Annotated in this window: 10 protein-coding genes; 6 read left to right on the top strand and 4 right to left on the bottom strand. The window is 60.9% G+C overall.

Annotated features, from left to right (window positions below; genetic code table 11):
* Nucleotides 1-8: 8 nt before the first annotated feature.
* The gene (locus tag KUV45_RS15400) at nucleotides 9-2,198 is read right to left on the bottom strand and encodes an OsmC domain/YcaO domain-containing protein (protein WP_222162116.1); all 2,190 of its coding nucleotides are present in this window, start codon (nucleotides 2,196-2,198) and stop codon (nucleotides 9-11) included.
* 169 nt (nucleotides 2,199-2,367) lie between these two features.
* Between KUV45_RS15400 and KUV45_RS15395 the strand changes: the two genes are divergently transcribed.
* A complete protein-coding gene (locus KUV45_RS15395; protein ID WP_222162055.1) occupies nucleotides 2,368-3,537 on the top strand; it encodes an L-dopachrome tautomerase-related protein in 1,170 nt (389 codons plus the stop codon).
* A 192-nt stretch (nucleotides 3,538-3,729) separates the two neighbouring features.
* Here the strand turns inward: KUV45_RS15395 and KUV45_RS15390 are convergent, their stop codons facing one another.
* Together KUV45_RS15390 and KUV45_RS15385 are read right to left on the bottom strand one after the other, a co-directional pair.
* Nucleotides 3,730-3,858 carry a putative transporter small subunit gene (locus KUV45_RS15390; protein ID WP_222162054.1) on the bottom strand — a complete coding sequence of 43 codons (129 nt, stop codon included), beginning with the start codon at nucleotides 3,856-3,858 and terminating at the stop codon, nucleotides 3,730-3,732.
* Nucleotides 3,859-3,912: 54 nt separating this feature from the next.
* Nucleotides 3,913-5,613 carry a sodium:solute symporter family protein gene (locus KUV45_RS15385; protein ID WP_222162053.1) on the bottom strand — a complete coding sequence of 567 codons (1,701 nt, stop codon included), beginning with the start codon at nucleotides 5,611-5,613 and terminating at the stop codon, nucleotides 3,913-3,915.
* Nucleotides 5,614-7,034: 1,421 nt separating this feature from the next.
* On the opposite strand from KUV45_RS15385, the gene KUV45_RS15380 reads away from it, so the two are divergent.
* From KUV45_RS15380 to KUV45_RS15360, 5 genes are all read left to right on the top strand, one after another.
* Nucleotides 7,035-9,248, top strand: coding sequence for a TonB-dependent siderophore receptor (locus tag KUV45_RS15380; protein WP_222162052.1), 2,214 nt, complete (start codon nucleotides 7,035-7,037; stop codon nucleotides 9,246-9,248).
* A gap of 107 nt (nucleotides 9,249-9,355) precedes the next feature.
* The gene (locus tag KUV45_RS15375; protein WP_224851776.1) at nucleotides 9,356-10,339 is read left to right on the top strand and encodes an ABC transporter substrate-binding protein; all 984 of its coding nucleotides are present in this window, start codon (nucleotides 9,356-9,358) and stop codon (nucleotides 10,337-10,339) included.
* A gap of 10 nt (nucleotides 10,340-10,349) precedes the next feature.
* Nucleotides 10,350-11,354, top strand: a complete 1,005-nt coding sequence (locus KUV45_RS15370) for an iron ABC transporter permease (RefSeq protein ID WP_222162051.1) — start codon at nucleotides 10,350-10,352, stop codon at nucleotides 11,352-11,354.
* Nucleotides 11,351-12,361: an iron chelate uptake ABC transporter family permease subunit gene (locus KUV45_RS15365; RefSeq protein ID WP_224851777.1), complete on the top strand. Its 1,011-nt coding sequence runs from the start codon at nucleotides 11,351-11,353 to the stop codon at nucleotides 12,359-12,361. Before KUV45_RS15370 ends, KUV45_RS15365 begins: the two co-directional genes overlap by 4 nt.
* 267 nt (nucleotides 12,362-12,628) lie before the next feature.
* Nucleotides 12,629-13,348, top strand: coding sequence for a DsbA family oxidoreductase (locus KUV45_RS15360; protein WP_222162050.1), 720 nt, complete (start codon nucleotides 12,629-12,631; stop codon nucleotides 13,346-13,348).
* Between the two features lie 94 nt (nucleotides 13,349-13,442).
* On the opposite strand, the gene KUV45_RS15355 is transcribed toward KUV45_RS15360, so the two are convergent.
* On the bottom strand, nucleotides 13,443-15,338 hold the full coding sequence (locus KUV45_RS15355) for a calcium-binding protein (protein WP_222162049.1): 1,896 nt from the start codon (nucleotides 15,336-15,338) through the stop codon (nucleotides 13,443-13,445).
* Between the last annotated feature and the right edge of the window lie 136 nt (nucleotides 15,339-15,474).

The following is a 15,474-nucleotide window of genomic DNA, read 5'->3' as shown; positions in this document are numbered from 1 at the left end:
CCGCCGAGTCAGCCTTCAGCCGCCAGCCTAGCCCTGCGCGCGTGCAGCTTCTTGTAGCTCTCGATCAGACGCTGATGCTTCTCCAGGCCCTCCAGCTGGATACTGGTGGGCGTAAGCCCCGGGAAGCGCAGCTCACCGTCAACGGCACGCACCACCGTGTCCATGCTGTCCTCACCGAACATGCGGCGCAGGTTGTAGAGGAAGTCATCGCGCTCAAGCTCGTCATCGAGCTCGATCTCCAACACCGCCCGCACCGCCTGGTAGAACAGGCCACGCTCGACGGTGTTGTCGTTGTACTGCAGGAACATCTCGACCCGATCCAGGGCCTCTTCATGCTGGCCCAGCGCCAGATTCAGCATCAGCTTGAGCTCGAGAATGGTGAGCTGGCCCCACACGGTATTCTCGTCAAACTCGATGCCGATCAGGGTGATGATATCCATGTGCTCATCGAGCTGGCTCTCGTCGAGACGTTCGAGCAGATCACTGAGCTGCTCCTCGTCGAGCCGGTGCAGGTTGAGGATGTCCTCGCGGTACTCAAGCGCCACATTGGTGTTGTCCCAGACCAGGTCCTCGACGGGATAGACCTCGGAATAGCCTGGCACCAGGATGCGACAGACCGGCGCCCCGAGATCCTCGTGGACCATCATGTAGGCTTCCTTGCCAAGCTCTTCGAGAATGCCGAACAGAGTCGCAGCCTCTTCGTCATTGCTGCCGGAGAAGTCCCACTCGACAAACTCGACATCCGCCCTGGCACTGAAGAAGCGCCAGGACACCAGGCCCGAGGAGTCGATGAAATGCTCGACGAAGTTGTTCGGCTCGGTCACGGCAAGGGAGTTGAAGGTCGGTGGCATGAAGTCATTCAGGCCTTCAAAACTGCGACCCTGCATCAGCTCGGTCAGACTGCGCTCCACGGCGACCTGGAAGCTCGGATGAGCGCCAAAGGAGGCGAACACGCCGCCCGTCTTGGGGTTCATCAAGGTCACACAGGCTACCGGAAACTGCCCCCCAAGCGAGGCATCCTTCACCAGTACCGGAAAGCCCTGATCCTCCAGCGCCTTGACGCCTTCAACGATATCCGGGTACTTGGCCAGCACCTCCTCGGGCACGTCTGGCAGCGCCAGCTCCTGCTCCAGGATCTGTCGTTTCACCGCCCGTTCGAAGATCTCCGACAGGCACTGCACCTGGGCTTCGGCCAGGGTGTTGCCGGCGCTCATGCCGTTGGACAGATACAAGTTCTCGATCAGGTTCGACGGAAAATAGATTACCTCGCCATCGGACTGACGCACGAACGGCAGCGAGACAATACCGCGCTCGACCTTGCCCGAGTTGGTATCGATCAGGTGCGAGCCCTGAAGCTCACCGTCCGGATCAAAGATCTCCAGGCAGTAGTCGTCGAGAATGCCCTTGGGCAGCTCGTCGTTGGGCCCTGGCTGAAACCACTTTTCGCAGGGATAGTGAACGAATTCGCTCGAGGCGATCTCTTCACCGAAGAACTGGTCGTTGTAGAAGAAGTTGCAGCTCAAGCGCTCGATGAACTCACCCAGCGCCGAGCACAGCGCGCTTTCCTTGGTCGCCCCCTTGCCGTTGGTGAAGCACATGGGGGACGCGGCGTCACGGATATGCAGCGACCAGACATGGGGCACGATATTGCGCCAGGAGGCGATCTCGACCTTCATGCCGAGCTCCGCCAGCATGCCGGTCATGTTGGCAATGGTCTGCTCCAGAGGGAGGTCCTTGCCCTCGATCCAGGTACGCTCTCCTTCCGGCGGCTCCGCCATCAGCAGCGCCTGGGCGTCTTCGTCGAGGTTCTCCACCGTCTCGATCTGGAACTCGGGACCGGTCTGCACCACCTTCTTGACGGTACAGCGTTCGATGGAGCGCAGGATGCCCTGGCGGTCCTTGTCAGACAGATCTTCCGGCAGCTCGACCTGGATCTTGAAAATCTGGTTGTAGCGATTTTCCGGGTCAACGATGTTGTTCTGCGAGAGGCGAATATTCTCGGTGGGAATATCCCGCGCGACGCAGTACACCTTGACGAAATAGGCGGCGCACAGAGCAGACGACGCCAGAAAGTAGTCAAAGGGACTCGGCGCAGAGCCGTCACCCTTGTAGCGAATCGGCTGGTCGGTGACGACGGTGAAGTCGTCGAACTTGGCCTCAAGCCGCAGGTTGTCGAGAAAATTGACCTTGATTTCCATGGAGTCAGCACCGGAGTAATGGGTGGGGGTGGTCAACCTTGGTCACGTGACCACGCCATTGAGGCGCATTATCCAGTTTTCACCCAGTGACGTCTTGGGGTGAGCACAAAACATGCTAGGGTTGGGCATTGAGCAGTCGCTCAAGTTATCGCTATTACGAGGTCGCCCCATGTCCACCGCCCGTCGCCGTGCCCAGCGCGAGCTTCCCCGTTCACTGCTGCTGTCCGCATTGATGGCCGCCGCCCTGCCCGTCACCGCGGTCGCCCATGACCCCCTCCAGGGTCACTATCAGGCTGCCGCAGAGCCTCTGTATCGCGGCGAGATCAGAAGCGTTGCCGAACTTCCATTGCGCCCAGGCAACGTCACCGTTACTGCAGAAGGTCGCATCTTCTCCACCGTCCATCCCATGGACGGCGATCACGACGTCCAGTTGATCGAGATCACCGGTCCCCACAGCTACCGGGCCTGGCCATCGCCACAGGTGCAGACCCATGGTGGTGACTACACCGACGACACCATCGATTCACCGCTGGGCATTGCCCTGGATGGCCAAGGGGGCCTGTGGATCACGGATATGGGCAACCACCTGGGCAAGACGCGACTTTGGGGGTTTGATATTGCCTCCGGCGAGTTGATCGACAAGATTACCTTGCCTCAGGACATCGCCCCTGAGGGCAGCTTTGTCCAGGATCTGGAAGTCGACCGCGAACGCGGTGTTGCCTACCTGGCAGATATCGCCAAGCCGGGCATCATCACCCTCGATCTGGAGAGCGGCGAGGCTCACCGCTTTGATGATCATCCCTCGTTGCAGGCTGAGGCGTCCGCGACGCTCACCATCAACGGCGAGGACATCCAGTTTGGCGGCGAACCGGCCAGCGTCGGGGTCAACCCCATCACCCTGTCAGCTAACGGTGAAACGCTGTTCTACGGCGCCATGAATGGTCAAAGCTGGTACGCCATGCCTACGGACCTGCTGGTCGAGGACGCGGAGCGTGACGACCTGGCAAATGCCATCACCCGGGTCGGTGACAAGCCGGTATCTGACGGCGCCGACACCGTCGAGGATGGGCGCCACTTCTTCACCAACCTCAACGAGAATGGCGTTGACATCCTGACCATGGATGGACGCCTGGAGCCACTCGTGCGCGACGAACGCCTGGACTGGCCTGACAGTGTGCGCCTTGCTGACGATGGCTGGCTCTATGTCGCGGTCAATCAACTGCACAAGGCACCGCCGTTCACCGGTGGGGACGATGAGGGCAAAGCGCCTTACGCCATCCTCAAAGTCTGGGTCGGCGATGCCGAGACAGAAGAAGCAGACGAGACAGAGGAAGACTGAGTCCTGTGTCAGATCTGATCTGGCATGGCATGGCGCGGCGCTGAAGGGACCTCCCCGCCCTACCGCAAGCCATAAGGCCAGCCCTACCGCCAGCCACAGCGAAAGAAGCCGCCCCGAGGGGCGGCTTCTTGCGTTGTGGCCTGTCCCTCGCATCGAGGTCAGGTAACGCAACAGGTCAGTGCGTGTCACGTCTCACACCAGGGTGCGGTGGTCCTTTTTCGCCTCACGACGGTCGCGGGCAACGGCGCGGCAGATCAGCAGCAGCACGCCTAGGGTGAGGGCAGGCCAGATCAATACGTAAAGGCCAAAGAGCAGGGTCATGGGGAATCTCCATCGGTGGGCGCCGCCAGCCTGCGGCGCCCGTCAAACAAGGGTTCAGCGCTGGGTCGCAAGTCCTGCCGGGGCGGGCTTGCGCGGGTGCTCGTCGGCTACCGGCGCGGCCTCGGCGGCGTCATAGTTGCCGACACGCTCTGCAATACAGTCGAAGTCGAAGCGTTCACGGCTGGCGAGGCTCATCGCCACACAGACCAGCGTGCTGGTGCCATAGGCCGTCAATGACGCCAGCAGAACCGTGTACTCGCGCAGGGAGCCGGTAGCGAATACCAGCATGGCAACGAAGGCCGCAAGTCCAGCCAGCGCGCCGGCCACACGACCCAGGAAGCCGAACACCATCAGCGCGATGATGATGCCGCCGCCGATGCTGGCCAGCAGCTCGAACCCAAGCCCGGTGATGCCGCTCATCGGCAGCCATTCGAAGCGCGCCGCACAGAAGGCCACCATGGCCACTAGCACCGAGGTGGTGAAGGCAGCGTTGGTGACCCGGCTCCAGAAGCAGCTGGCAATGACCGGGAAGACGATGGCGCCCCATAGCGCGCCGACGAATACCAGCATCACCAGAATATCCAGCGAGAAGCTCGCAAAGACGATGCCGATCATGGTGGCCACGATCATCGTGAGGCGGCCCACCAGCAGCATGCGGCGGGGGTCGGCCTTGCCACGGGCAATGTTCTTGCCGTAGACGTCGGCCATCATGATCGCAGACAGGGCCGACAGGTCGGAATCGGCGGTCGAGGACAATGAGCCGATCACCAGGATGAAGAAGGCCGCGATGAACACCGGCGGCAGGTAGCTCGACACCATCTGCGGGATCAGGTTGTTCATGTCTCCGTTAAGGGGCTCGATCCCCAGGGTCAGCGCCATCAGGCCGATCATGCCAAGGCCGATGACGATGGCACCATACCCCACGGTAGCGGTGAGGAAGGTCGGCTTGATGTGATCTTCGTTCACCGCGAACAGGCGCTGGGAAATGGTCTGATTACCGATGGCATAGGCCAGTACCGCCACGAAGAAGGGCGCGCCCTGGTTGAGAATAGCGTCCATGGAGAAGAAGTCGGCCTGCTCAGGCGTCAGGTTATCGAGACCGGCCACCAGCTCGGTCGGCCCACCCATGGAAAAGAACACCGCCGGAATGATCACCACGGCGATCGCCATCAGCGCGACCAGTTGAGCAAAGTCCGTCAGCACCGAGGCGCGAAAGCCCGACCACAGCGTGTACAGCAACACCCCGACACCGGCGATGATCACGCCGGCCTGGAACGATAGCGGCGAGAGCACCGACACCAGCGCGCCGGCGGCAGTGAAGTTGACCATCAGGCTGATGATGCTGCCGAGCAGATTCGATAGCGCCAGGATCAGCTGGCTGGAGGAGCCGTGGCGCGCATGAATCAGCTCGCCCAGGGTGTGGGCGTTGGGGGCAAGCTTGCGGAAGCGGCGGCCGAAGGGATAGATGAACAGGATCATCAGCGCGCCCCACAGCCCGTAGTGAATCGGGCCGGACACACCATAGGTATAACCGGAGGTGGCAGCGGCGTAGAAGGAGGCGGCCCAGATCCAGGTGGCCGTCATGCTGGCGGCACCGATGCCGAAGCCGACCCGGTGGTTCGAGACCATGAAGGCGTCGGCGTCTTCTTTCTTCTTGCGGATGCCGAGGGTCAGCAGGTAGGTACCGCCATAAAAAGCGACCATCAACAGGATGACGGTCCAGGTCGAGAATTGGTAAAGCGAAGAACTGTTCAAGGGCAATCCTATTGTGAGTTGAACACAGGCATGCCGATTTGTGTCGCGTCAGGGAAACACCGCATAAACGACCGCGATCGAAACATTTACGCAGCGTTTTCCGTGGCATGCCGTCGAGTTCTGCTATGGGAGGCGCGCAGTCTCCACCAGCGAGCGCCAGATGCATGGCATGCTAGCCAGCACCCGCGAAGCAAGGGCTGCGACGTCAAACAGCGAACGGAAAAGTGGCCCACAACACCGCAGCACCGTGCGACGGCGCATAGCATAGCGTTGGGCAACATAGGGGCAGGGAGGGGAAGGTCGTTTCCGCCTGGAAACATGCCGACTGCCTGACTCGCACCATGGCGAGCTCAGAGCGACTTGGCCGCGGACTCACTCAGGACGACATCAAGCTCGCGACGACATCAAGGCCGGCTTAACTAGGCGATGCAATAAGGGCGTCACCCGTCGCCAGCTGCCGGAAACCTGATCCCACGGACTGTTGCACAGCCATCATCGCTGAGTCACGTGCTCAAGTCAGCACGCAGGCACCACTCCCTAAGGGCAGGAGGGAGGAGGTCGACGGGGCATGCAACGACCCTGGTCGGAGTAATGAGGCGACATCTTCATCCTCTATATCGACAAGGAAGCGATACGAACCTTTCAATGGCAGGTTTCGTCAATAAATAGCGCGAAAACCCAACCTGAAATTTGTCGAGTTTTACACTTTTCTCATCAGAAATCGCTAGTGGGACCTACGATGACACCAGCAACATTTTATACTTAGTACGGCGACAGAAAATCCATTTGGCGCGCTTTTCCGGCGAAAAAGGCGGATCTCCATGCGACGCGAGACCCATACCTTACTGAGCCAGAACTGAAATGTCCAACCTGCCTAACATGGAGCAAAGTTATCTTTCTATAAAGGTGCCGATACATCGGCAGGAGCGTCACCTGTCGTCACGCTATCAAAGCTTCACCTTGTGCAAGCCTTACCCTGTCCTAGCCTCTCCTATCCCCGCTGGCTGACTCTCACGCACCACCCTGCTACCGCTCACGCACCACCCTGCTACCGCTCACGCGAGCAAAGGAAGTCGCCCTTCCATCTCCGCGCGCCGATGTCCCCGCACGGCGACCGGCTCCAACGTCTCACCTCCCCCAAGGTGCATCGACGTCTGCGCGGTAAACACTGGGCCCATCATTTCCTTCAACGGATAGATTCAGCCCTGACCTAGGGGCCCTACACGATAAAGGCCTGATATCCGACGATCCCCTGCTTCTCCCCGTTCGTCGGCTCCCCCCATTCTCGATTTCCAGGAAACGTTCCCCGGCGACGCTCATTTATGGCACGCCGCATAGCAAGCGTGGCGTTGTGCATAAACGCGCAAAAACAAAAACAGTAATAATTCGCATTCATAAATAAATTCCAGGGAACTGACACAGTGGCACACCACGCTCGCTCCAACGCGGTCCTTCACCTCTCACGCCCTCGCCTGCATCCTCTGACGGTGGCTATCGGCCTTACCGCTGGCACCCTGCTGCCGATCTCCAGTGCGACGTTCGCTCAAGACACCGAGCAGCTAAGCAATATCACCGTGGTGGGAGAGGACCTGCGCCCCACTACCGAGCTGAGCGAGACCTACCGGGTCGAATCCAGCGCCAGTGCCAGCGGCCTGACGCTGACGCCTCGTCAAACGCCCCAGTCAATGAGCTTTCTGACTCGCCAACAGATGGATGACGAGGCGATCACCAGCACCACCGAGGCGGTCGAACGGCTCCCGGGGGTATCGGCCATTCGCCTGGATGGCACACGCACCAACTTCCAGTCCCGCGGCTACTCCATCCGCAACTTCCAGTTCGATGGACTTCAGAGCAACACCAGTCCGTTTTGGCCCTTCGGCGACGCCGAGTGGGATGCCGCCATCTACGACCGAGTGGAAGTCGTACGCGGCGCCACCGGACTGATGACGGGCGTTGGCGATCCCTCTGCCACGGTCAATTTCGTGCGCAAGAAGCCGCTGGATGAGGCCGCCGGCAGCGTCAGTGCGGCGGTGGGTCGCTGGGACCGTGGCCGTGGCGTGGTCGACGTCAGCACGCCTCTGGACAGTGAAGGCCGAGTCGGCGTGCGCTTTGTCGCCGCCAAGGACCGCTCCGACAGTTTCATGGATGATGTCGAGCACGACCGGGAGACCCTCTATGGCGTTCTTACCGCTGAGCTGACCGACCGCACAGAACTCACCCTCGGGGTCGAGTATCAGCACTATGATCAGGATGGCGCCTACATCGGTGTGCCTCAGTACTACCTGGATGGCGGACGCACCGACTACGACCGCTCTACCGCCAACAACACCGAGTGGGCCAACTTCTTTACCGAGAACACGCGTGGTTTCGTCGACCTGACCCACCACTTCGACAGCGGCTGGAAGGCCCGCGCCGCCTACAGTTACGGCGACGCCAACTACGGCCTTACCTATAACTACCGTGGCGGCTACCCGGACCGCGAGACCGGCGTGCTTTACTACACGCCCTCCTACGCCACTGAGTCCTACCTGCTCGACTATCGCGGAGACCGTACCCAGAAGAACCTGCACCTCAGCGCGGAAGGCCCGTTCGAACTGTTCGGTCGCGAGCACCAGCTGGGCTTCGGCTACATGGACCTCAACGAAGACTACGAAATTCGCAGCCGCGGCCCGGCCGGTGATGTGCCGGCACTGGGCAGCTTCAGCGACCGCAACGACCCGGCGCTGGCCGAGCCCGCCTGGGGTGAGTGGGGACTGACCGATGATACGGTGACCGAGCAGACCGGCTACTACGCGGTATCTCGCTTCTCGCTGGCGGACCCGGTGCACTTTATCGTCGGCGCGCGCATGACCGACTGGAAGATCGATCAGGACTATCGCGGCGAACGAGAGTACGAGTATGACAACGAGCTCACTCCCTATGCGGGTCTGATCGTTGATATCACCGATGATCTCAGCGCTTACGCCAGCTACACCGAGATCTTCAACACCCAGAGCGAGCGCTCCCCCAGCGGCGCGCTGCTGGATCCCTTGGAGGGCATCAACTACGAGCTGGGGCTGAAGGCGGAGCTGTTCGACGACCGCGCCGACCTGTCCTTCGCTGTCTTCCAGAGCCAGCAGGACAACCTGGCCGTGGAACTCCCCGGCGTCTTTGTCGCGGGCACCACCGATCAGGCCTATACCACCACCGATGGTGCTGAGGTCGAAGGCTTCGAGGTGGAAATTGCCGGTGAAGTTGCCGCAGGCGTCAACCTTTCCGCCAGCTATGCCTTGGTGGATGCCGAGGATGCCGACGGCAATCAGCTCAATACCAGCTATGCGCGCCAGCAGGCCAAGGTCTTTGCCAGCTGGCAACTGCCGGGACGCTGGTCGGACCTGACCGTAGGCGGCGGCGCCCGCTGGCAGGGCGATACCTATCGCGACAACGATACTCCGCTGGGAACCAGAAAGATTGGCCAGGGCGATGTCTTCGTTGCCGATGCCATGGCGCGCTATCGCATCAACGAGAATCTGAGCGCGCAGCTCAATGTGACCAACCTGTTTGATGAAGAGTATTATTCTCAATTGGGCTTCTACAGCCAGGGTATCTACGGCCAACCCCGCAGCGCACTGCTGAGCCTGAACTACGACTTCTAAGTCATATCAGGGTCGACGACGGGCGCCTCCTCCGGCGCCCGTCCCACGTTTCCCGATTGTCACGCTGGCGCATGCTCGCCGGCGACTACCGCCACAAGGAAGATGAGATGTTCATGCGACACGCGCCTTTGTCCCTTGCCCTGCTGATGGCCATCGCCCCGCCGGTGCTCGCCGACGACTACCCGATCGAAATCGAGCACGCACTCGGTGTCACCGTGATCGAGGAACAGCCCGAACGGATCGCCACGGTCTCCTGGGCCAACCACGAAGTGCCTCTGGCACTCGGCATCGTGCCGGTGGGCTTTGCTGCCATGTCCTTCGGCGACGACGACGGCGATGGCATCCAGCCATGGGTGGAAGAGCGCCTGGACGAGTTGAATGCAGGCCCCTACACGCTGTACGACGAAGGCGATGGGATCGACTTCGAGGCGGTGGCGGCGAGCCGTCCTGACGTCATCCTCGCGGCCTACTCGGGAATGAGTCAGGCCGACTATGACACCCTCAGCAAGATCGCCCCGGTGGTCGCCTATCCCGAGGCGCCCTGGTCATCGGGCTGGCGTGACATGATCCGCCTCAACAGTGCCGGCATGGGAATGGCGGAGGAAGGCGAGGCGCTGATCGAGCGCCTGGAGGCCCAGGTCAATGAACAGATCGCGTCACACCCGGAGCTGAAGGGCAAAAGCGCGATGTTGATTAGCCACATCAAACCCACCGACCTGAGCCAGATCAACTTCTACAACGACAACGACGCGCGGGTTCGCTTCTTTCACGAGCTCGGCCTGACATCACCTCAGTTTGTCACGGACAGTTCGGTAGACGGTCGCTTCGGCGGCTCCATCAGCGCAGAGCGTATCGATGACATTGCCGACGTGGATATCATCGTCACCTATGGCGGTCAGCCACTGGTGGACAGGCTCAACCAACACATGCTGACCTCGCGGCTGCCAGCGGTCGAGCAGGATGCGCTGGTGCTGCTGGGCAACGATCCGCAAGGCACTGCCGCCAACCCTACCCCGCTGTCCATACCCTGGGTGCTCGACACCTACGTCGACCAGCTGTCCCAGGCCGCCTTGAAACGTGAACAGGAGTGAGCGTTCTGGCATGAGCCTCCAGCGCTTGACGCCACCAGGTGCATTGACCTGGTGGCTCGCCGCCGCCCTCGTGGCGGCGGCCTTGTTATCCATCGGCATTGGCACCCGGGACACCGGCTGGGCCACCCTGCTGGGCCTGACCGACGGTAGCGTCGACTCCATGGCAGAAGCCGCCGTGGCCAGTCGCCTGCCACGCACGCTACTGGCCATCCTGGCAGGTGCGTCACTGGCGGTGGCCGGAGCCGGCATGCAGGGCCTGACCCGCAACCCGTTGGCGGATCCAGGCCTTCTCGGGGTCAACGCCGGCGCCTCGCTGGCGGTGGTCATCGGCATTGCCTGGTTTGCCATGCAGCATGTTGCCGAGTATCTGTGGGTCGCCGTTCTCGGTGCCGCTATCAGCGCACTGGTCGTCTACCTGATTGCCAGCCTCAGCCGCGGCGGCCCCACGCCGCTGAGATTGGCCTTGAGTGGCGCCGTCATGTCCGCCGCCCTGGCATCGCTCACCTCGGCCATCATCCTGCCCCGCTCAGATATCGCCGGACTGCTGCACTCGTGGCTGATCGGCGGCGTTGGCGGTGCCACCCTCGACCGCATCCTGCCGGTGCTGCCGTTGATGGTGCTTGGCATGATCCTGACGCTCAGCTCGGCGCGCCGACTCAACCTGATGGCCCTGGGCGATGATACCGCCACAGGACTGGGTGAACGGGTAGCCCAGGCACGCTGGCTCGCGGCATCGGGCGCCATCCTGCTATGCGGAGCCACCACGGCCGCCTGCGGGCCCATCGGCTTCGTCGGACTGGTGGTGCCACACGCCCTGCGCATGATGACGGGTAGCGACTACCGTAAACTGCTTCCGCTCTCGGCCCTTGGCGGCGCCCTGCTGGTAACCCTGGCCGATACCCTAGGCCGCGTGCTGGTCAGCCCGGCGGAACTCGACGTGGGCATCGTCACCGCCCTGGTGGGCGGCCCTGTCTTCATTGCGATCGTTCGTCGCCATCAGCTGAGGTCACTGTGACAACCGCATCGCTATCCAGCGCCCCTTCCGACCAACGGCGGTCGCGCATTATCGTCGCCCTGGTGACCGCGGTGATGTCAGGCGTCGCCATCACCCTGATGCTCGGGCAGTCCTATCTGTCGCCCGCCACCATCCTGGCGGTGTTCTCTGGAGAGCACATCGCTGGCGCCTCCTTCACTCTATGGGAACTGCGTGCGCCACGAGCCCTGGTCGCCGTGCTGTCCGGTGCCTGCTTTGGGCTAGGTGGTGCGGCCTTTCAGACCATGCTGCGCAACCCCCTGGCCAGCCCGGACGTGATCGGCATCAGTACCGGCGCCAGTGCCTGTGCGGTGTTCGCGATCATCGGGCTATCCCTCAGCGGTGCACTGGTCTCGCTCATGGCCATCATCGGCGGGCTCGGTGTGGCCCTGTGTATCTACCTGCTGTCCTGGCGCAAGGGGATCGCCGACACTCGCCTGATTCTGGTGGGTATCGGCCTTTCCGCGATGCTGCAGAGTGCTATCGCCTATCTGCTCACCCAAGCACCGGCCTGGTCACTGCAGGAAGCGCTGCGCTGGATGGCAGGTAGCCTCAACAGTGTGCATCTGGCCCAAGGCCTTCCGCTATTGCTGGCACTGGCGCTACTTGGCATTCCCCTGCTGTGTCTGGCGCGCCATCTTGAGGTCATGCGCATGGGGGATGATGTGGCGCGCGGCCTCGGTATTCGCCTATCGCTGCTGCGCCTGGTTGTCGTGGTGGCAGCTGTCGGCCTGGTCGCCTTTGCCACCGCGGTGACGGGACCGATCGCCTTCGTCGCCTTTCTCAGCGGTCCCATCGCTGCTCGCCTTATCCAGCACCAGGGCTCAGTATTGCTGCCGGCCATGCTGGTCGGCGCGCTGCTGGTACTGGCGGCCGACTTTATCGGCCAACACCTGCTCCCAGCGCGCTACCCCGTGGGCATTGTCACCGGCGTACTGGGCGCGCCGTACTTGCTGACCTTTCTTGTGCGTGACAATAGGCACAAGTGACTTGCTGCGAGGGTTGGACTGCTGGCCGATAGGCCTCATCCGCTATCGGCTATCGCCTCCAAGCGCACCCGACCTATCAGGAATTCCCTTTATCGGGCTTCACATTGAGGGGGCATCCCATCTATCGGGCATCAGGCAGGCCAGCCGCCCGGAAAGTGACGATACGGCCGCCTGCGTGTGGTGGTCTTCAAGGACCTGCGGGGTGTAAGGTAATTGCTCTGCTAACGACCAACGCCGTACTCGATCCTTTCAGGAGCACAGACTGATATGACTGCTCACCCCGACAGCCGTCGCGGCGACCGCACTACCGACACCACGATTACCGTCGACATCGTCTCCGACGTCGTCTGTCCCTGGTGCATCATCGGCTACCGCCAGCTCGCCGAAGCGTCGCGTCAGAGCGGCATAGATATCGAGGTGCACTGGCACCCCTTCGAGCTCAATCCGCAGATGGGCGAGGAAGGTGAAAACCTGCGCGAGCATATCGCCGCCAAGTACGGCACCAGCGAAGAGGACTCACGAGCGGCTCGGGAACGGCTCACCCAGATGGGCGCCGAGCTCGGCTTTGCCTTCCACTACACCGATGACATGCGCATGGTGAACACCTTCCGCGCCCACCAGTTGATCGACTGGGTGGAGCAGCGTTCGCCAGACGAAGGCCACCGCATGAAGCAGGCCCTGTTCAGCGCCTTCTTCAGCGAGCGCCGCGACCTTCACCAGATCGACGTGCTGGCCGATGTGGCGGCGGATCTTGGCCATGACCGCGACAAGGTCGTGGCAATACTCGAGTCGGGCGAGCGCGGTGAATCGGTACGCCAGCGCCAGGCCTTCTGGCAACAACAGGGCATCAGCGGGGTACCTGCCATGGTGTTCAACCGCCGCTACCTGGTCACCGGGGCCCAGGGCGTTGAGAACTATCAGGAAGTGTTGCGACAGGTCGCAAGCGAGATGGTGAACGAAGATCACCAGGCGGGCGTGGATAGCTAGGCCGCTTGGCTTGCGCTTAGGCATAGCCATCGCCATTGGCGTCGCCTCCATCCTGACGACCGCTCGGCGGATCCGAGCGGTCGCAGGCGTCCTATCAGACGACGGAGAGCGCGTCAGGTAAGTCGACTTGCCCCGTCAACACCGCGCCATGCATCAGCGACGCTGCATCGACGCCTTCCAGCCTGACCGTGCCCCCCGCAAAGTGCACGACACTGTCATCGCCAACCTGAACCAGTGAACGCTCGAAGGCAGCATCGTCCGACAACACATCACGCAGATCGAGAATATCCTTCTGCTCCCCTTCCAGCGCAAAGTCTTCGATCACCGCGTGCATGGTAGCACCGTCCTTCACCACGAAGAGGTCCTGCCCAGTCCCACCATTGGCACGATCGTTTCCGGCCGACAGCACAATCACGTCATTGCCTTCCCCGCCGTAAAGCAGGTCACTGCCGCCACCGCCATTGAGCCAGTCGCGACCTTCCTCGCCGACCAGCACGTCCTGGCCCGAGGTTCCGCTCAGGTGATCGTTGCCAGCGCCAGCAAAAACGACCGTGCCTTTGATCACGTTATCGCCCGCATCACCCAACGTGGCCTTGCTGTAGGCAATATCGCGGTCAAACCAGGAAAACTTGTATGCGTCTTCAAGGTGGGAGTCCTGCACGAGATAGTTGACCCCTGGACCAGAGTGGAACCAGCCACCACCGCGGGTGAACTCGATCGTCTCGATACCTTGGGCGATGGTCAGCCCCCCGTTACCCAATGCCGCCACCTTACCGTCATCTAGCTTGAAAACGTCGTAATCACTACCCCGTCCTTCGAGAATCAGAGCGTCGTCACCGCTTCCCCCTTCTACCCGGTTGTATCCGCTGGAGGCGCGTATCCGGTCGTCCCCAGCCAGGCCATCGATGTAGTCGTTGGCAGCGCTGCCAGCCAGCAGGTCAGCAAAGTGGCTCCCCACGATAAAGGCGGGATCACCATAGTGGTCAGACGTCGGCGACCAGATGTCGCCCACCCAGTAGATGCCTCTAGCGTCTTCACCCAGCGCGGCAACCACGACCACACTATCCTGACTCATCCACTCGTAGAACGACGACGATACGATTCGCGAAACCAGATCGGCAGTCCTTCCACTAAGATGGGCACTCCACGCAAAGGGATTTAGCACGGAGTGATTTGATAGGGAAAGTGTCAGACTGGCATAAACGTCATCAAATATAACGAGATTGTCTACGGAGCTTGAGTAGTTGCCATCATTGTTTTCCAAGGCGCCATCAAGATTGCCGATGGCCGTCTCCAGGTCCTCGTGATCCCCCACATAGCGATACACTGCATCATTTTCAAACCCGACATTCAGGACATTATCAGCCTCAAAAATGAAAGGCGATGCATAGCCCATATAATTGCTCTCTGCAAAGAAGCCATCTGCCAACTGGCCAGAGAAGCGCGCTTGAATATTGGTCAGGGCTCCGCCCAGGCTGTAGCCGGTAATGATGGCATCGTCTCCACTCAAGCCATGTGCACTCATGTAACTGGCCACACTTGCCAACACAGGTTCCATGGTGTCGGCAATCTGATTGCCCTCATTCAAGTAAAAATAGTCGACAATATCGACCGGATTGTTGGTGCCGGCATAGGAGACACAGACACGGCTGATGTTACCTAGAGAGTCATGTTCAGCGAGGACTTTCAGCTGCGGTCCCCCCGAGACACCTCCCAGCAAAGGGCTGCTCAGTGTGATGTAACCGTCTTTATCAACAATGGAAGCATCAAGCCCTAGCTCAGCAGCGGACACTTCACGCCACCCGGATGGTATTTTATGCTCGCTTTCCAGTGCCGGCCCTGATACATGGTTAATGGTTTCAAGCACATCAACCGCCGAGAAGCCAGCGTCATCATCAGCCGAATTAGAATATAGCGCGAGTTCGTATGCCGTGACGGTCAGTGCCTTTGCATCTTCAACATTCAACTTGGAAACGGAAAAAAGTGGCATCGCTTTTCCTCTAAATGGAAACTGCATTCACATTGCAGAGGAAGGCTAGAGCATCATAGCAACATCATGTCATACACTTTTTTTGGTATGGCGCCGTCGGCAAAGATTCAAGAACATGGCTTACCAACAACGGCAC

Origin of the sequence: Halomonas sp. DP3Y7-2 (assembly GCF_019800795.1) — a bacterium.
Taxonomy (GTDB): domain Bacteria; phylum Pseudomonadota; class Gammaproteobacteria; order Pseudomonadales; family Halomonadaceae; genus Halomonas; species Halomonas litopenaei_A.
The sequence above is the reverse complement of the archived record's forward strand: the minus strand, read 5'-3'. Positions and strand labels throughout refer to the sequence as shown.

Coding starts and splice junctions, on each gene's coding strand:
- KUV45_RS15400 (WP_222162116.1), bottom strand. CDS start 2,198: ATGGAAATCAAGGTCAATTTTCTCGACAACCTGCGGCTTGAGGCCAAG.
- KUV45_RS15395 (WP_222162055.1), top strand. CDS start 2,368: ATGTCCACCGCCCGTCGCCGTGCCCAGCGCGAGCTTCCCCGTTCACTG.
- KUV45_RS15390 (WP_222162054.1), bottom strand. CDS start 3,858: ATGACCCTGCTCTTTGGCCTTTACGTATTGATCTGGCCTGCCCTCACC.
- KUV45_RS15375 (WP_224851776.1), top strand. CDS start 9,356: ATGTTCATGCGACACGCGCCTTTGTCCCTTGCCCTGCTGATGGCCATC.
- KUV45_RS15370 (WP_222162051.1), top strand. CDS start 10,350: ATGAGCCTCCAGCGCTTGACGCCACCAGGTGCATTGACCTGGTGGCTC.
- KUV45_RS15360 (WP_222162050.1), top strand. CDS start 12,629: ATGACTGCTCACCCCGACAGCCGTCGCGGCGACCGCACTACCGACACC.
- KUV45_RS15355 (WP_222162049.1), bottom strand. CDS start 15,338: ATGCCACTTTTTTCCGTTTCCAAGTTGAATGTTGAAGATGCAAAGGCA.